Consider the following 17215-nt stretch of genomic DNA (forward strand, 5'->3'; position numbering starts at 1 on the left):
GGGCCGATGAGCATCCATGTCGGAGTCGGGGGCTGGACCTTCGAACCGTGGCGCGGCCCCTTCTACCCCGCCGGCCTCGCGCAGAAGCGCGAGCTCGAATATGCCGGCCAGCATCTGACCGGCATCGAGATCAACGGCACCTATTATGGCAGCCAGAAGCCCGAGACCTTCGCCAATTGGGCCGCCTCGGTTCCCGACGGCTTCCAGTTCAGCGTCAAGGCGTCACGTTTCACCACCAACCGCAAGATACTGGCCGAGGGCGCGGGCTCGGTCGAGAAATTCCTGACGCAGGGGCTGACGCGGCTCGGCGACCGGCTCGGTCCGATCCACTGGCAATTCATGGCGACGAAGAAGTTCGATCGCGACGATTTCGTAGGCTTCCTCGACCTGCTGCCCGACAGCCAGGACGGCTTGCCGCTCCGCCACGCGATCGAGGTCCGCGACGAAAGCTTCCGCGATCCGGCCTTCACCGCCATGCTGCGCGAGCGGAACATGGCGGTGGTCTATGCCGACAGCGACGAATTTCCGTGCATCGATGAGCAGACCGCCGACTTCACCTATGCGCGGCTCCAGCGCAGCCAAGAGGATATCGAAACCGGCTATGACGCCAAGGCGCTCGACAAATGGGCACAGCAAGCCAAAGCTTGGGCCGAGGGCGACCGCGATGTCTTCCTGTTCTTCATCTCGGGCGCCAAGGTCCGCAACCCCGCCGCTGCGCAGGCATTGATCGCGCGGCTGTAGCTATCGCTGCTGCCGCGCGTAGGGCTGGAAACTGCAGTCCGCAGACCGCACCATGATATAGACGATCTCGGGTTGATCGGCTTGATTGCCGGCCTCGACGAACAGCGGGACATTGCCGCTCTGGCTTGCCGCCTCGATATCGGACGGCGCCAACTGCCGCGGAAGGCCATATTTTGTGTAGGTGCCGCCCGCAAAGCTGATCGCCTCATTCTTCACAAACCATCGAACGCCGGCAGCTTCGAACGCGGGCGAAGGATAAGGCGAATGTCGGACAGTCCCGTTGGTCGGACTATAGACACAGGCCATGACCGGGCTTGATGAGGCAAGCGCTACGACCAACGGCGTCAAAATCATGGAAAACCCCTGACGACGCGACCCGGCGGCATGATAGCAAGGTGCCGCCGGGTCGCAAGGCAGGAGCTGTCAGACTGTCAGGCCGCCGCGACTTCCGCCGCGAGGAAATTATACGGATCGATGCCGCGGTTGCGGTAGGCGCGGTGCGCTTCCTGATAGAGCGTCGGCTCGCCGATGCCGAGGCGGGCTCGCGCGGCTTCGAGCGGTTCGGCGAGCAGCGAACGGATGTCCTGCTCGATGATCGCCTTCGACGCCTTGCCATGGCGCTGGCCCTGACGGATCGCGCCCATCACGGGCGCATTGCTCTTGATGCTGCGCTTCACTTCATAACCACCGGCATAGGCGATGAACGCATTGCCGTAATTGCCGGTCTGGCCATAGGTGAAGCCAAGCACACATTGTTCGCCAAGGGCGTCGCGGCCATAGCCGGTCAGGATATGGAACAGGTCGTGCGTATCGCGCAGGCGGTTCGAATACCATTGCACCTGATCGTCATATTGCGGACGGCCCATCTTGTCGCTTTCGGCGACGAGACCGGCAGCCGACAGGCCTTCGCGGCGCATGAAGGTGACATAGGCGTGGCCGACGGTGCCCTCGGGCAGCGCATCGATCCAGCTATGATCGTCGAGCAGGTCGGGCAGATAGGGTTCGCGTTCCATCAGCTTCTTGCCGAAATCGCTTTCCACAAAGGCGCGCGCATCGTCCATGAAACCCTTGCGCGGCAGATTCTCGAAGATGTGGAAGACCTGTTCGGTGTCTTCCTTATCCTTGATGAGCTTGCGGAAGTGCTGGAACGCCTTGAACGGGCGGAACTTCGGCATCTGACGGTCGGGGTGGGAGAAGATGGTCGGGGTCATGGCTGTTCTCGTTCGAATCAGGTGATGTGGCGGAGATAGCATTACTGACACAGATGTCAATAACTCGTTGACGCCGAAACTCCTCGACGCTTTTCGTCCTCCGCTATACCCCGTCCTCTCGACCATCAGGGGAACGGGGATGAACATGGCACCGGCGCGATACGAAAGTCTCGACGCGATCCGCGGCGTCGCGGTCATGGGCATATTGGCGATGAACATCATCGCGTTCGCCCTGCCCTTTTCGGCCTATACCAACCCCATGGCGGGCGGTCCGATCGGAAACATCGATCTCGCGACCTGGTTTTTCACGTTCGTCTTCGTCGATTCAAAGATGCGCGGCCTGTTCTCGATGCTATTCGGCGCGAGCACCCTGCTCGTGATCCAGAGCGCCGCGGCAAGCGGACGGAGCGCCGCCGGCGCCCATTATTCGCGCATGTTCTGGCTCGCCATTTTCGGCCTCATCCATTTCTATTTCATCTGGTTCGGCGACATCCTCTTTCTCTATGCGATATGCGGCCTCCTGCTCTTTGCATTCCGCAACCTGTCGATCCGCGCGCTCGTCGTCTGGGCGGTCGTCTTCCTCGTGACAGGCATCGGCTTCCTCGGAATGGGCTGGCTCATGTTTTCACTGGCCGAGGCGGGAAGACTCCCCGCTGAAGGCGCGGCGCAGATCCGCAGCGACCTTGTACAACTCAACGCCGACATGGGTCCGAATGCCGCGAGCTATGCGAAGGAAATCACGCTTCACCTTGGAAGCTATGGCAGCATCGTCGCCGAGAAATTGGGCGAACGGCTCAGCGAACCGCTCGTCTCGGCGCTGATGTTCCTGTGGGAAACGATGGGGCTGATGCTGATCGGAATGGCGCTGTTCAAATCGCGGATGCTGACCGGCGAATGGGAAGCGGCGCGCTATCGCAAATGGGCGCTGACCGGCTTCCTGATCGGGATTCCTCCGCTCGTCGGCCTTGCATGGTATCAATATGCCGACGGCTTCGGCGCGGTCTCGACGTTCGGCGCGTCGCTGTCGCTGTCGGCGCCCTTCGATATCGCGATGACGATCGGCTGGGCGGCGCTAATCATGCTGTTGATCAAGACCGCGGCGAGCGACCGCGTGCGGGCTCGCCTCGCCGCGACTGGACGCATGGCGTTCACCAATTATCTCGTGACGTCGATCGTCATGACGACGATCTTCTACGGCTATGGCCTTGGCCTCTACGGGAGCGTCGGCCGCACCGCGCTCTATCTTTTCTGCTTTGCTATGTGGGCCGCCATGCTTCTCTGGTCAAAGCCCTGGCTCGACCGCTTCAATTACGGCCCCCTCGAATGGATCTGGCGCAGCCTGTCTCGCTGGCGGCTTCAACCTATGCGGAAGCTGTCCGGCGCCTAATAGCCGACCGCGCGGTCGAAACCGGACGGACGCCGCTGGACGAGCGGATTTGCCTCGCGCTCCAGCGCACCCAGCGTTTCCTCGAACAGCGAACGAAGCTCGACAACGCGGGGCAGATATTCTTCGGGGCTGATCTGGCTTTCGACGCAGTGTCGCGCAAAAACCTCTATATCCTCGGCCAGCGCGCCGAGCCTTTCGCCGCCGAACTGGCGCGCTTCGCTTTTCAGCGTGTGCGCGGGCATGACGAGGCCGCGAGCGTCTCGCGCGCGCATCGCCTCTTCGATCGCGGCAACCGATTTGGTCCCGTCCTCGCGAAAATAGCCGAGAATCCGTACAAACGCCGCGCCCAACTGGGTGCGCGTCGCGCGAAACTCATCCCAATCGACCAGGATTTCGTCCAATGTTCCGTCCCTTGGTGTTCAAATTCGGCCGTGGTCCCGGTCGATCCATGCCCCAACTTCGGTAAAAAAGACGTTACGGCGTCACGATACTTGATGCGCAAGGCGCCCCATTTTGGATCAGCGCCGGACGCGCCAGCCTGCCTCGCCGGAAGCCGCCACGGTATCCTCGACCGACCAGCCATGCTCATCCGCCAGCGCCGCGACCTCGCGCCCCGCCTGGGCATCGTCGGCGAGCAGCAGCACGTCGGACGCTTCGCGCAGCGCGCGCGCGAGCCGGAGTGCGGGCCAGGGACAGCGCATACCGCGCGCGTCGACGACAAGCGGCCCCAATGCGTCAGGCCCGGTCACTCGTCGTAGGGATTGCGCGAATTGCGGAAATTGAGGCGCACCGGCACACCCTGGAACCCCAGTTCCTTGCGCATGCCATTGACCAGATAGCGTTCATAGCTTCCCGGCAGACTGTCGGTGCGCGATCCGAAGACGACGAACGTCGGCGGGCGGGTGCGTGCCTGTGTGATGTACCGCAGCTTGATGCGCTTGCCGCCCGGCGCCGGGGGCGGATTATTGTCGACCGCGCCTTCGAACCAACGGTTGAGCCGCGCGGTCGAAACACGGTTGGTCCAGATTTCGCGCTGTTCGAACGCGACCTTAACCAGCGTGTCGATGCCTTTGCCCGTCGCGCCCGAGATGCTGAGCACGGGCACGCCCTTCACCTGGCTGAGCCCGTCGTCGAGCGCGGTACGAACGCCGTTGAACAGCGCCGAGGGATCTTCAGCGATATCCCATTTGTTGAGCGCAACGATCAGCGCGCGCCCTTCCTGCAATACCTTGTCGGCGATACGCAGATCCTGCGCCTCCAGCCCCTTGGTCGCATCGAGCAGCAGCACCACGACCTCGGCAAAATCGACCGCGTGGAGCGCGTCGGCGACCGAGAGCTTTTCGAGCTTGTCGACGACCTTGGCGCGCTTGCGCATGCCCGCGGTGTCGAACAGCTGGATCTCGTGGACCTCGCCGTCCTTTTCCCATTGCCAGTCGACGCGGATCGAGTCGCGCGTGATCCCCGCCTCCGGTCCGGTAATCAGCCGATCCTCGCCGATCATGCGGTTGATCAGGGTCGACTTGCCCGCATTGGGGCGGCCGACGATCGCGAGCTTCATCGGGCCGAGCGGCGCATCCTCATCCTCTTCGCCTTCGACGGACGGCGGGAACGCTTCGGCTTCGGCGGCGTCATAAGCCTCGACGATCGGGCGCAGCGCGTCGAACAGGTCGACGACGCCCTCGCCATGCTCGGCGCTGAGTGCGATCGGATTGTCGAAGCCGAGCGAATAGCTCTCCATCAGGCCATTTTCGCCCTGTTTCCCCTCGGCCTTGTTTACGAGGAGAATGATCGGCGTGTCCTCGCTGCGCAGCCAGCGCGCGATTTCCTCGTCGAGCGGGGTTACGCCCGCGCGCCCGTCGATCATGAACAGCGCGGCATCGGCCTCGCGCACCGCCTTTTCGGTCTGCACGCGCATGCGGCCCGGCAGCGTCGCCGCGTCATAATCCTCGAAACCCGCGGTATCGACGATCGTGAATTTCAGGCCGAGCAGTTCGCCGTCGCCCTCGCGCCGGTCGCGCGTCACCCCGGGCTGGTCGTCGACAAGCGCAAGGCGCTTGCCGACCAGCCGGTTGAACAGCGTCGATTTGCCGACATTGGGGCGGCCGACAATGGCAATCGTCGCGAATCGCGACATGGCTTGGTTCCTATCCTATCCGGGCCACCCCGGCCCGAACGCTGTATCAGCGCCAGGCCGTGAGCTTGCCGTCGTCCGCGAGGACATACAAAATATTGTTCGCAACCACCGGGGGCTGCGACAGCGACGATTTGAACTCGGTCGACCCCAGCAACGATCCGTCGGTCGGCGAGAATTCGGACAGCGTCCCTTCGCTGTTCACCGCGATCAGACGGCCGCCCGCAAGAATCGGCCCGGTCCAGCGGATCGGATCCTTCTTCTTCTTTTCGGTTTCGACGCGGAAACGTGCGAGCTGCTGCATCCAGCGGACCTTGCCGCTGGTGCGCGCGACGCACAGCAGCTTGCCGTCGTCGGTCATCGCATAGACCCACTCACCAACGACATAGGGCGTGGAGATGCCCGCGATCGAGATTTCCCAGCTGCGCTGGCCGGTAACGAGTTCATAGCTCGCCATGCGTCCGCCCTGCCCGAGCGCAAAGACGCGGCCCCGGTCGACGACCGGATCGGCATCGACGTCGGTGAGCGTCGAGACCGACAGCGCCATCGAGGTGCGCGCCAACGCATCTTCCCACAGGTCACGGCCGTTTTCATAGCGGTACGCCTGTACCTCGCCCGACGAGAAGCCGGCGACGATCGTCCCCTGCCCCGCTGCCGGCGAAGCGGCGCCGAACACGCTGCCCGCCTCCATCGACGCGGTCGCTTGCCACTGCACCGCGCCATCGGCGGCGTTGAGCGCAAAAATCTGATTGTCCTGGCTGATCACATAGACGCCGCCAAAGGCAATCGTCGGTGCGCCGCGCAGCGGGCCCGAGGGCTTCACTTTCCAGATCACCGACCCGTCGGCGACATTCAGCGCCGCGACGTCGCCGACGCCGCTCGTCGCATAAACGACATTGCCGTCGACACCGGCACCGCCGCCGAACAGCGACGCCTTGAAATCCTTACCGGTGCTGCCGATCGCCGCGCTCCACAGCTTTGCGCCGGTATCGGCGGCAAAGGCGGTGACGACCGCGTCGGTGTCGACCACGAACAGACGGTTGTCGGCCACGACCGGCGACGCGGCGAGGCGCTGCTTGTTGGTGCCTCCGGCGACGCTGACTTCCCACAACCGGCTACGCGTCGCGGCGAGGGCGGGATGGCCCATCGACTTCGACGCATTGCCGCCCGACTGCGCCCAATTGGCGTTGACGGCGGGTTCGGGCAGCACGACCGCGATCGCCGCAGTGGCCGGATCGACCTTGACGCTGTTGTCGTTCGACAGGATCGACACGCGGTCGCCGACGGTCGGGGTTTTCGGTCCGCCGTCGCCCTTCAGCACCCCACATGCCGTGAGCGGCAGCGCCAGCAGCGCCGCATAAATTCCGTAACGCGTTTTCCGCATATTATTTGGCTTCCTCAGTCTTTTCGGCTGCCGCTGCCTTTGGCGCAGCATTGCCTTTCTGGTCCTTTTCGGCGCTTTCGTCGGCCCGGTCGGCGACCGCATCGACGCCGAGCATGCCCGCCATCTGCACCGAGCGCGACTGCAGCGACTTGGTGACGTTGGGCAATTTCGCGATGCGTCCATAAAGCGCGCCGGCCTGATCGAACTGGCCCAGCTGATAATGCGCGGTCGCAGAGAGTTCGGCGGCGCTCGCGAACCAGCTCGACGCCGGATCCTTCGCGTCGACCATCGGCTTCATCCGCGAGATCACCACTTCGGGCTTCAGCGTGTCATATTCGAACGCCGTCTGGCGGATCAGCGCGAGGTCGCGCAGCGCCTGGTCGAGCTTGGTGTCGGCGGCGACCTTCGCCATCAGTGCGGCGGCGGCCTTCAGGTCGCCGGTCTGCGCCTTGATGTTCGCTTCCTGCATCTGCGCAACGGCGCGATAGGCGGGGTCGCCTTCGGCCACGAGCTTTTCCAGTTCGGCCGTCGCAGCGCGCGGCTGGTTGGCACCGAGCTTTTCGAACGCCGCGATCAGTTCTTCGGCCTGCTCGCCACGCGCGGCATCCTGCCGGTGGCTCCAGAAGAGATAACCGCCAAACGCCAGCAATGCGGCCAGAACACCACCGATGATCCAGCGGCCATAACGCTGCATGATCGTATCGAGCCGGTCCTTGCGGACGGCCTCGTCGACTTCCTGCAACAGCGCGGCATCATTCGTCGGGCTCAGGGCCACTCAAACCTCCATATACTCGATATCGGCGCCAGGGCCCGCCGCTTCTTAGCGACGGCGCCGAAAAACGCCAAGCGTTTCACTTTGCATGATCGCCGTGCCGTCAACCGGCGTAGGTCTGATCCTCGGTCGGGAATGAACGGGACCTGACTTCGTCGGCATAGTCCTTGACCGCGCCGTTCACGACACTTGCCATGTCCTGATAGCGCTTCACGAATTTGGGGACGCGTTCGAACATGCCGAGCATATCGTCGGTGACGAGCACTTGCCCGTCGCACTGCGCCGAAGCACCGATGCCGATCGTCGGGCAATCGACCTTGTCCGTGATCTCGATCGCGATCGATTCGAGCACGCCCTCGATGACGATCGAAAAGGCGCCGGCTTGCGCAACGGCAACCGCATCTTCGACGATCGAGCGTGCTTCCTCTTCGCTCTTGCCGCGCACGCCATAGCCGCCGAGAATATTGACCGCCTGCGGGGTCAGCCCGACATGGCCCATCACCGGAATGCCGCGCTGGGTCAGGAACTCGATCGTCGGCGCGAGCACCTTGCCGCCCTCGACCTTCACGGCGGCGGCGCCGGTTTCCTTGAGCAGCCGCGCGGCATTGTCGAACGCCTGCTGCGGGCTGGCCTCATAGCTGCCGAAGGGCATGTCGACGATCACCGCGGCATGATAGCTGCCGCGCACCACCGCGGCACCGTGCAGCGCCATCATCTCCATCGTCACGCCGACGGTGTGCGGCAGGCCGTAAATCACCTGCGCAAGCGAATCGCCGACGAGCAGCATGTCGCAATGCGGGTCGAGCAGCTGCGCCATGCGGACGGTATAGGCCGTGAGCATCACAAGCGGCTCGCCGCCCTTGCGCTGGCGAATACGCGGCACCGTCAGGCGCTTCATCGGCTGCGGCGTCGGATTGGCGCGGCTTGTCGAGGTGTCGAGGGTGAGCGTTTTGGGGAGTGTGGACATGGCGCGGGGGCTTAGCGGCTAAAGCGCGGGCGCGAAAGCGACAAAGGTCGGCGATGTAATGAAATATTGACTCAATGTTAAAAATATTATACATAAGGTTCGAATCACATGACACAGAGCCTTGCGAATGTCGTTTCGGGAGAAAATTCACTGGGTCACGCTGGTGACGATGATTCTGGCCTTCGGTTGGTATTTCCTCGTTTATCCGTGGCAGATCGTGGACAGCCCTGCGGGCGTCATGACGACCGCCGGCATGCTGGTGCCCGTGACCATCGCCATCATCATCGCGATGACCATCGCAACAGCCTTGCTGGCAATCCGCAGCCCGCGCGATACCGAAGCCCGCGCGGATGAACGCGACCGCAGCTTCGATATGCGCGGCACATATTTCGGCTATTATCCGCTTGTCGTCGGCATCTGGATCAACATCTTCCTGATCTTCTGGGGGATCGGGCAGGCCGCGCAGCTCAACCTGATGATCGCCACGCTGGTCGTGGCGGAGGCGGTACGGATCGGGACGCAGCTTTATCTTTATCGCCGGGGCTGTTGAGCCATGTCGCCCGCGATCCTCGAATCCGCCCGGCAACTTGCCGACCCCGACACCGGAGACTCGTCGATGAACTTCCGCGAAAAGACCGCATGGCTGAACGTCATCGCGATGGTCGCCGTCTACACCCTCTATTTCGGGCTTCTTCTCTCCGGACATCCCGCCGGGCGCGAGGTGTTTCCGATGCTGTGGCTCTTCGGATCGATCGCCGTGGCGCACGCCACCACCGTCATCGTCGGCACCGTCATCCTGTCGGCGCAGGCGCCGAAATCGGAGCGCGTGCGTGCCGACGAGCGCGACCGCGCGATCCGCCGGCGCGGGGCGACCGCCGGCTATTATGTGCTGCTGGTGGGAATGATGGTCGTCGGCGTCTACATGCCCTTTGTCGAAGGCGGAGTGCGGCTGGCGAATTGCGGCCTGTTCGCGATCGTCGCTGCCGAACTGGTGAACAGCGTCGTGGTGCTCCTCAGCTACCGAAGGGGCTGGCATGGCTAAGCCCCCTTTCACCAACGACATCCGCACCCTGCGCTTTCTTGCCGGCGAAATGACGCAGGGCGATCTCGGCGACCGTGTCGGCGTCACGCGCCAGACGATCGCGGCGATCGAGCAGGGCAAATATTCCCCATCGCTGGAGGTCGCATTCCGGATCGCCCACGTCTTCGGCAAGCCGCTCGAGACTGTGTTCCAGTGGGATAAAACGGGCGATTGAGACAGCGCGGCCGCGCGGGCCCGGGCCGATGCCCCTCCCCGGTGGTGTCGGCCCGGGTCTTAGGTTGCGCCGAGTGCTTCAAGCTGCCCGTCGTCGAGACGGAGGTCGAGACTGCCCATCAACTCGTCGAGTTGCGCGGTCGATGTCGCGCTGGCGATCGGCGCGGTGACCCCGGGCTGTGCGGCGACCCATGCGAGGGCGATCTGCGACAGGGTGGCGCCCGTCTCGGCGGCGATGCGGTCCATCGCCGCCAGCACCGCCGGTCCCTTCCCTTCGAGATAGGGTTTGACGCGCGCACCGCGCGGGCTTTTCCCTAGATCGTCGGCACCGCGATATTTGCCCGACAGATAGCCCGAGGCGAGGCTGAAATAGGTGACGACCCCCAGCCCTTCGTCGATGCACAATTTTTGCAATGCGCCTTCATATTGCGCGCGATCGAGCAGGTTGAGTTCGGGCTGCATCGCGGTGAAGCGCGGCAGGCCATTTTCGTCCGCCACGCGCAGCGCCTCGGCGAGGCGTTCTGCCGAATAGTTCGACGCGCCGATCGCCCGCACGATGCCCGCATCGACCAGTTCGGCAAAGGCGCCGAGCGCCTCGTCCAGTGGCACGTCGGGATCGTCCTTGTGCGCGAAATACAGGTCGATCGTGTCGACGCCCAGGCGATCGAGCGACCCCTGCACCGCCTCGCGGATGCGATCGGGTTTCAGGCCGCCGGGCATCATGCCGACCTTGGTCGCGATCAATACATTGTCCCGCGCGCCGCTATGCTTCAGCCAGGCGCCCATCATGCTCTCGGATTCGCCGCCCTTATGGCCCGGAACCCACGCCGAATAGACGTCGGCGGTATCGATCATCCCGCCGCCAAGCTCGACGAAGCGGTCGAGGACGGCAAAGCTGGCATCGCGCCCGGCCGTCATGCCGAAGACATTGCCGCCCAGCACGAACGGCCGGATCGACAGGCCGCTCTGGCCCAATGGCTTTTCGCTCATTCTCCGCTTCCCTTCACCGTGGCAACCGCCTCGCGCGGATTGTCGCTGAACAGGCCATCGATTCCGGTCGCAAGATAGGCAGCGATCTCGCCCGCAAGGTCGCCATGCCCTGCGGGATTGACCCCGCCCTTGTCGCCGAGCGGCAGGAAGTAATTTTCGCGGCGGAACGTCCACGGGTGGACTTTCAGTTTCGCCGCATGCGCATCGCGCACGAGATCGGTCGGATTTCCGAGCCGGCCGAGCGCTCCGCGCGGAATGACCAGAGCCTTTGCAGGACCGATACCGTCGGCATAGCCCGCGATCATTTTCAGCCCCGCCGGTGACGTCATGGCGGCATAGCTGGTACCCGGCCGATCGGCGGGACCACCTTCGGCATCCATCAACTGGATCAGCGGCAACTCGCTCCTGGCGCGCAGGTCCATCAGATTGCCGACCTCGAAACTCTGGATGAACACGGGCGCGGTCCGGCCGCGATAGCCGAAACGATCGAGCATCGCGAGCAACGGCGCCTCGTGCGGCAGGCCGATCGCCACGAAATAACTCGGGTGCTTGGTTTCGGGATAGACGCCGACGGGTTTATCTCGTCCCTTGTTCACCTCGGCGAGCAGGGTCAGGATCTCCTCGAACGTCGGGATTTCGAACTGGCCGTCATATTCGGTGCTGCGCAGTTTCGGCAGCCGCTCGCGCGCGCGCAGCGTCTTGAGTTCGGCCAGCGTGAAATCTTCGGTGAACCAGCCCATGACCTGCTGTCCGTCGATCGTCTTCGTCGCCTTGCGGCCCGCGAATTCGGGATGCGCAGCGACGTCGGTGGTTTCCGAAATCTCGTTCTCGTGCCGGGCGACGAGCACGCCGTCCTTGGTCAGCACCAGGTCGGGCTCGATATAGTCGGCACCGAGATCGATCGCGAGCCGGTAGCTCGCCAGCGTGTGTTCGGGGCGTTCGCCCGACGCCCCGCGGTGCGCGATTACAATCGGCGGCTGGCCGTCGAGGGTCGGCTGCGCGGTCACGACGTCAGCCGAGCAGCCCGAGGAGAACAACACGGCCAGCAAGGCCAAAAACGACCGGGTCATGCTGCAAAACGTGCCTTCCATTCGTCGGCCGAGAAACCGACGCTGACATCACCCGCCGTTTCGACAACCGGTCGGCGGATCATCGCGGGCTGATCGAGCATCAAAGCCTTTGCGGATGCGGCGTCGAGGCCGTCCTTTTGCGCGTCAGGCAGTTTGCGGAAGGTCGTACCGGCCTTGTTGAGCAATTTTTCCCAACCGAGCGCGTCGATCCAGCCCTGCAGCCGCGCCGCGTCGAGCCCATCCTTGCGCACATCGTGAAAGCGATAGGCCACGCCTTGCTCGTCGAGCCAGCGCCGCGCCTTTTTCACCGTGTCGCAGTTCGAAATACCATAGAGAATCATAGTCATGGACAGAGGCCTAGCAGGGGCGGGTTGCAGTTTCGAGGCTGAGAAGGGGCGAACTCAGGAAATCGACGGCCGGTCGGCGATACGCGTGTTCGCGCTCGCCAGCTTGCCACGCAGCGCGCGCGCAAAGCCTTCGTGCAGCGACCCCGCAATGCCCGGATTCGCCGCCAGATAAGCGCGCAGCGCCGCGGCCGGCACGAACCACATGCGGGCGTTGGTGCTCAGGAGCACCGTTCCCGTCGCATGCGATCCGTCGAGCACGGTCGCTTCGCCGATCAATGCGCCGTCCGAGAGTTTCCCAATCTCGACCCCGTCACGCAGGATAGCCGCCTTGCCCTCCGCCAGATAGAAGAGGCTGGGCGCCGCCTGACTCTCGCGGATCAGCACCTCGCCGCGCTTTGCCGATATCCAGTTTCCCTGATCGATCAGGTCGCGCGCGACCGCCGCGCCGAGCCCCGGAAAATGCTGGCGGCGCAATTCTTCTTCCTCGGCCGTGAAGCGGACATTCGCTCCCCCGAACCACAGCCGGGCCAATATGCCGAGGTTGATCGCGAGGATGGCGAGTACCAGCAGGCCGTAACCGACGTCGGGGCCCCGGAACAGGGTCAGCGGCAGCGCCACCAGAGCGGCTGCGGCAAGGCCAAGGCGCGCATATTCGATTCGCACGACAAGGCTTGTCGCGAGCAACAAGAGCAGAACCCCATATACGAACCACGCGGATTCGAAATTCGCCATAGCTAGTTGCTCGCATCCCGACCCGTCTTCGGGTCACCGGGTGTATGACGTTGCCGATCGCAAAAAGCCTTGGACGCAGATCGCTCCGCATCCAAAGCGCGTAACAAACTAACCGTTTTTGCCATCCAAGAAAAGCATAGGTGCGCAAATGTCACGATAATGCTAATTTTCAGCGCTGTTCGTGCCGGAAACATTGCTTCTGCGCGACATAGGCGCCATGTGGCGCTCGATTCGAACGCGAAAAGACAGGCATATGACGAAAAACTGGCAACCGCATAGCTGGCGCTCGCACGAGGCCCGCCAGCTTCCCACCTATCGCGACGCCGATGCGCTGGCCGCTGCCGAGCGCGAGCTCAGCAATTATCCGCCGCTGGTATTTGCCGGCGAAGCACGCGACCTGACCGCTGAACTCGGCAAGGTTGCCGAAGGCAAGGCGTTCCTGCTGCAGGGCGGCGATTGCGCCGAAAGCTTTGCCGAGTTTCATCCGAACAATATCCGCGACACCTTCCGCGTGTTGCTCCAAATGGCGGTCGTGCTGACCTTTGCGTCGAAAATGCCCGTGGTGAAGCTCGGCCGTATGGCAGGCCAGTTCGCCAAGCCGCGTTCGGCCGACATGGAAGATGTGAACGGCGTCGAATTGCCGAGCTATCGCGGCGACATCATCAACGACATCGCGTTCGAGGAAGCGGGCCGCGAGCCCGATCCGCAGCGCATGGTCAAGGCGTATAACCAGTCGGCGGCGACGCTGAACCTGCTGCGCGCCTTTGCGAACGGCGGCTATGCGAACCTGCAGCAGGTCAACGCCTGGACGCACGACTTCATGGACCGCAGCCCGTGGGCCAAGAAGTATCAGGAAACCGCCGCGCGCATTTCCGAAGCATTGGCTTTCATGGAAGCATGCGGCGTGACCCCCGAAACGGTCCCGCAGATCAAGGGCACCAGCTTCTACACCAGCCACGAGGCGCTGCTGCTCCCCTATGAGCAGGCGCTGACGCGGCAGGACAGCCTGACCGGCCTCTGGTACGACACCTCGGGCCATATGCTGTGGGTCGGCGATCGCACCCGCTTCGAGGGGTCGGCGCACATCGAATATCTGCGCGGCATCGGCAATCCGGTCGGCATGAAGTGCGGCCCGAGCCTCGAGCCCGACGTGCTGCTGCGCCTGCTCGATACACTCAACCCGAACCATGTCGCGGGGCGCATGACGCTGATCACGCGTTACGGCCACGACAAGATCGAGGCGCATCTGCCCAAGCTGGTGCGCGCGGTGAAGGAATCGGGCCATCCCGTCGTCTGGTCGTGCGACCCGATGCACGGCAACGTCATCAAGACACCGAATGGCTACAAGACGCGCCCGTTCGAGCGCATCCTTGCCGAAGTGCGCGGCTTCTTCGCTGTACACCGTGCCGAGGGTACGCATGGCGGCGGCATCCATATCGAGATGACGGGCCAGAATGTCACCGAATGCACCGGCGGTGCGATGGACGTGACCCAGATGGATCTCGCCGACCGCTACCACACGCATTGCGACCCGCGCCTGAACGCGGGGCAGAGCCTCGAACTCGCCTTCCTGCTGGCCGAAATGCTCAATCAGGAAATGGCCGACCGCGCCAAGCAGGCGGCGTAATTCGCGTTTCGGCCTAGCCGAAACGAGGCGGCACCGGCCCGCTCCCCCACCCGGCCTCCCATTCCAGTGTATTCTGTGGGAGGCCGGGTGGGGGAGCGGGCCGGTGCCGTTTTCGCGCTAGCGGAAAATCACTACTTACCCGGCCACCGCGTCGTGTCGGCGAACGCCCGCCCCAACGCGACATGCAGGTCGGCGTCCTCTGCGGCGCCCCCAAGCGGAATCTTGTCGGAGAAATTGTCGGCCGCGCTGTGATAGTCGCTGCCGAGGAAGGCTTCGAGCAAAGCCATGTCCGAAAAGCTGCCGCCGACCATCAGCGAGGTCACGCCCTTGGCGCCGAGCGCCCAGCCGTCCTGCCGCTGGATGAAGGCGTCGGCCTCGCCATCCTCGTCGAGCTTGCGGCCAAGCTTCGTCGCCGCCTCGCGCACCACCGCGTCATAGGCGGGCTTGCCGCGACCGATCGTCGCAACCGGCGTGCCGCGCGGCGAGATCGCGACCGTATCGACATTGAGCGCGACGGTGATGTCCGACAGCGGCACCACCGGATGATCGGCGAAATAATGAGCGCCGAGCAGGCCTTTCTCTTCCGCCGTCGTCGCCATGAAATAGATGTCGCGGTCGGGACGCGCGCCCGATCCGAGCCGCTTTGCAACCTCGATCAGCACCGCGATCCCGCTCGCATTGTCGACAGCGCCATTGCAGATGCGATCGGCGGCGCCTTCGGGCTCGCAGATGCCGAGATGATCCCAATGGCCGAGGAACAGCACCGCCTTGCCATCGGGCTTGGCGCCGGGAAGCTTCGCGATGACATTGTTGCTGGCGAACGGACGCGTGGTCGATTTTGCCGCGAGGTCGGCAGTCACCGGCAGGGCCACGCCCTTGTAGTCCGCAGATTTCGCGGCCTCGCTCAGCGCGCCGCTATCCTGCCCCGCCCTTTTGAGCAGCGCGTCGGCCGCCTCCATCGACAGGAAACCAGTGACCGGCGCGCCCGGCTTGGCGCTCGCGAGCCGCACCGATTTCACACCGGCGCTTTCACGCAGCGCCGTCCATGGCACGGCATCGCTCGAGATGACGAGAACGGCAGACGCACCCGCATCGGCGAGCATCTGGCGCCGTTCGCGATAACGCGGCAGCTTGTCGCCAAAAGGCGCATTCTCGAACAGCATGATCGCAAGCTTGCCCTTGACGTCGGCATTGACCTTGCCCGCACCATCGAGGCCATAGCCGACGAAAACGGCCGGAAGGTCGACGAACGAGGCCGACGCATCGCGGCTGCTGAGGATGATCCCGTCGTCCGCCAGCGCGAAATCGCGACCATTGACCTTGAATTTCGCCGTGCCGCCTAGCGCCTGCGTTTCGACGAAGGGCACCGGCTGCAACCAGGGCGTCGCGCTCCCCGGGACGGCTTCGAGCCCCGCCTTCGCCCATTCACCGACGATATAGGCGATCGTGCGATCCTCGCCCTCGGTCCCCGGCGCACGCCCCTCGAACGCGTCGCTCGCCAATATCCTGATATGGTCGGCAAGCTGCGCCTCGGTAACCGGGGCGTCGCTCTTCGCGGGCGCGGCCGAAACGGGGGGAGCGAAAGCGACAAGGGCGATGGCCGCAACGGCGGCGTGGAAACGGGCAGTTTTCATGGCCCGCCGCATGGCATTTCTCCCGAAGCCCGACAAGGCGGTTCGTCGAAAGACGAACGACAGCCTCAGCCGCGCCCCGCGCGCTCCAGCAACGCCTTTGCGGCCGCGACATGCATATCCTCGATCATCCGGCCATCATGGCGCTGCGCCCCACCCGTCGCGGCCGCGACCAGTGCTTCGGCCGCCGCGATCTCGCGTTCGGAGGGCGCAAAAGCCACGTTGCAGGGATCGACCTGTGACGGATGGATCAGCGTCTTGCCGTCGAAACCGAGCCGCCGCCCCTCGGCCGCCTCGGCCGCAAAACCCGCGGCATCGTCGATCGCATTATAGACGCCGTCGAAACACCATATCCCGCCGGCACGCGCCGCCAGCACGATCGCCTGGATCGCGTGGCTCATCGCGCCGCGGTCCATTCCGTCGGGCAGCCTCAGCTCGTGCGCAAGGTCGTTGAGCCCCGCGATCAATCCGGTCACGGCCGGGTCGACCGCAATATCGCGCGCGGCATAGATCGCCGCCGGCGTCTCGATCATCGCAAAGACCGGCAAGCCCATGCCGCGAAGCGGATCGAGATCGGAGGGCGCATCGACCTTGGGCAGCACGACCGCGTCGAGCGCGAGGCCATAGAGCGCCGCGATATCGGCCTCCTGCTCATACGCCCCCGTGGCGTTGACGCGCACCGCGACCCGCTTGCCCGGATATCCGGCTTCGACCGCCCGGCGCATCGCCTCGCGCGCCTCGATCTTGCGGTCCGCAGGCACCGCATCCTCCAGGTCGATGATCAGCATATCGGCGGCAAGCCCACTGGCCTTTTCGAGCGCGCGCGCGTTCGAACCGGGGACATAGAGCAGCGAGCGCGGCGGATGGTCCGCGGAGTAGTCACTTGGGGTCATGCGCTTTTCTGTGGCGCAACCCTGCCATTGCCGCAATAAGGAAGCGGGTTTGCAAAGGCCGATTTTGCAGAGGGGAT

At 64.1% G+C, this 17215-nt stretch carries 20 protein-coding genes; 6 read left to right on the plus strand and 14 right to left on the minus strand.

The window, feature by feature from the left end; genetic code table 11:
• The first annotated feature begins 6 nt into the window (after positions 1-6).
• A complete protein-coding gene (locus BLW56_RS04170; protein WP_093509368.1) occupies positions 7-741 on the plus strand; it encodes a DUF72 domain-containing protein in 735 nt (244 codons plus the stop codon).
• On the opposite strand, the gene BLW56_RS20325 is transcribed toward BLW56_RS04170, so the two are convergent.
• Together BLW56_RS20325 and BLW56_RS04180 are read right to left on the minus strand one after the other, a co-directional pair.
• On the minus strand, positions 742-957 hold the full coding sequence (locus BLW56_RS20325; protein WP_143043367.1) for a hypothetical protein: 216 nt from the start codon (positions 955-957) through the stop codon (positions 742-744).
• 215 nt (positions 958-1172) lie between these two features.
• Positions 1173-1952 (minus strand): Coq4 family protein, encoded by a 780-nt coding sequence (locus BLW56_RS04180; RefSeq protein WP_256203292.1) that lies wholly within the window; start codon positions 1950-1952, stop codon positions 1173-1175.
• A 139-nt stretch (positions 1953-2091) separates the two neighbouring features.
• Between BLW56_RS04180 and BLW56_RS04185 the strand changes: the two genes are divergently transcribed.
• Positions 2092-3339 (plus strand): DUF418 domain-containing protein, encoded by a 1248-nt coding sequence (locus tag BLW56_RS04185; protein ID WP_093509371.1) that lies wholly within the window; start codon positions 2092-2094, stop codon positions 3337-3339.
• Here BLW56_RS04185 and BLW56_RS04190 read toward each other — a convergent pair.
• The 6 genes from BLW56_RS04190 to panB form a co-directional block, all read right to left on the minus strand.
• A complete protein-coding gene (locus BLW56_RS04190) occupies positions 3336-3740 on the minus strand; it encodes an Hpt domain-containing protein (protein ID WP_177175808.1) in 405 nt (134 codons plus the stop codon). The genes BLW56_RS04185 and BLW56_RS04190 overlap by 4 nt on opposite strands.
• A 117-nt stretch (positions 3741-3857) precedes the next feature.
• Positions 3858-4088, minus strand: coding sequence for a sulfurtransferase TusA family protein (locus tag BLW56_RS04195; RefSeq protein ID WP_256203293.1), 231 nt, complete (start codon positions 4086-4088; stop codon positions 3858-3860).
• The gene (gene der, locus BLW56_RS04200) at positions 4085-5473 is read right to left on the minus strand and encodes a ribosome biogenesis GTPase Der (RefSeq protein WP_093509373.1); all 1389 of its coding nucleotides are present in this window, start codon (positions 5471-5473) and stop codon (positions 4085-4087) included. The genes BLW56_RS04195 and der overlap by 4 nt, the downstream gene beginning before the upstream one ends.
• Positions 5474-5519: 46 nt before the next feature.
• Positions 5520-6854 carry an outer membrane protein assembly factor BamB family protein gene (locus BLW56_RS04205; protein WP_093509374.1) on the minus strand — a complete coding sequence of 445 codons (1335 nt, stop codon included), beginning with the start codon at positions 6852-6854 and terminating at the stop codon, positions 5520-5522.
• Position 6855: 1 nt separating this feature from the next.
• Positions 6856-7629: a tetratricopeptide repeat protein gene (locus tag BLW56_RS04210; RefSeq protein WP_093509375.1), complete on the minus strand. Its 774-nt coding sequence runs from the start codon at positions 7627-7629 to the stop codon at positions 6856-6858.
• A gap of 100 nt (positions 7630-7729) precedes the next feature.
• Positions 7730-8593, minus strand: a complete 864-nt coding sequence (panB, locus tag BLW56_RS04215; protein ID WP_093509376.1) for a 3-methyl-2-oxobutanoate hydroxymethyltransferase — start codon at positions 8591-8593, stop codon at positions 7730-7732.
• Positions 8594-8762: 169 nt separating this feature from the next.
• On the opposite strand from panB, the gene BLW56_RS04220 reads away from it, so the two are divergent.
• The 3 genes from BLW56_RS04220 to BLW56_RS04230 are packed head-to-tail and all read left to right on the plus strand — an operon-like array spanning position 8763 to position 9849.
• Positions 8763-9143 carry a hypothetical protein gene (locus BLW56_RS04220; RefSeq protein WP_256203410.1) on the plus strand — a complete coding sequence of 127 codons (381 nt, stop codon included), beginning with the start codon at positions 8763-8765 and terminating at the stop codon, positions 9141-9143.
• Between the two features lie 3 nt (positions 9144-9146).
• Positions 9147-9635 (plus strand): hypothetical protein, encoded by a 489-nt coding sequence (locus tag BLW56_RS04225; protein WP_256203294.1) that lies wholly within the window; start codon positions 9147-9149, stop codon positions 9633-9635.
• Positions 9628-9849, plus strand: coding sequence for a helix-turn-helix transcriptional regulator (locus BLW56_RS04230; RefSeq protein ID WP_093509378.1), 222 nt, complete (start codon positions 9628-9630; stop codon positions 9847-9849). The genes BLW56_RS04225 and BLW56_RS04230 overlap by 8 nt, the downstream gene beginning before the upstream one ends.
• A gap of 59 nt (positions 9850-9908) precedes the next feature.
• Here BLW56_RS04230 and BLW56_RS04235 read toward each other — a convergent pair whose 3' ends face one another.
• From BLW56_RS04235 to BLW56_RS04250, 4 genes are read right to left on the minus strand one after another with little or no spacing between them, the layout of a single operon-like run.
• Positions 9909-10838, minus strand: coding sequence for an aldo/keto reductase (locus BLW56_RS04235; RefSeq protein WP_093509379.1), 930 nt, complete (start codon positions 10836-10838; stop codon positions 9909-9911).
• Entirely contained in the window at positions 10835-11908 is a 1074-nt protein-coding gene (locus BLW56_RS04240) for a glycerophosphodiester phosphodiesterase (protein ID WP_093509380.1), read from the minus strand. The genes BLW56_RS04235 and BLW56_RS04240 overlap by 4 nt, the downstream gene beginning before the upstream one ends.
• Entirely contained in the window at positions 11905-12255 is a 351-nt protein-coding gene (locus tag BLW56_RS04245) for an ArsC family reductase (protein ID WP_218140485.1), read from the minus strand. The genes BLW56_RS04240 and BLW56_RS04245 overlap by 4 nt, the downstream gene beginning before the upstream one ends.
• A gap of 54 nt (positions 12256-12309) precedes the next feature.
• Positions 12310-12987 (minus strand): cyclic nucleotide-binding domain-containing protein, encoded by a 678-nt coding sequence (locus BLW56_RS04250; protein WP_093509382.1) that lies wholly within the window; start codon positions 12985-12987, stop codon positions 12310-12312.
• 253 nt (positions 12988-13240) lie between these two features.
• Between BLW56_RS04250 and BLW56_RS04255 the strand changes: the two genes are divergently transcribed.
• Entirely contained in the window at positions 13241-14614 is a 1374-nt protein-coding gene (locus tag BLW56_RS04255; RefSeq protein ID WP_093509383.1) for a class II 3-deoxy-7-phosphoheptulonate synthase, read from the plus strand.
• Between the two features lie 131 nt (positions 14615-14745).
• Here BLW56_RS04255 and BLW56_RS04260 read toward each other — a convergent pair whose 3' ends face one another.
• Positions 14746-16248 carry a M28 family peptidase gene (locus BLW56_RS04260; RefSeq protein WP_256203295.1) on the minus strand — a complete coding sequence of 501 codons (1503 nt, stop codon included), beginning with the start codon at positions 16246-16248 and terminating at the stop codon, positions 14746-14748.
• 65 nt (positions 16249-16313) lie between these two features.
• Positions 16314-17138, minus strand: coding sequence for an HpcH/HpaI aldolase/citrate lyase family protein (locus BLW56_RS04265; protein WP_093509385.1), 825 nt, complete (start codon positions 17136-17138; stop codon positions 16314-16316).
• Positions 17139-17215 lie beyond the last annotated feature (77 nt).

Source organism: Sphingopyxis sp. YR583 (assembly GCF_900108295.1).
In the GTDB taxonomy this organism is placed as follows: Bacteria; Pseudomonadota; Alphaproteobacteria; order Sphingomonadales; family Sphingomonadaceae; genus Sphingopyxis.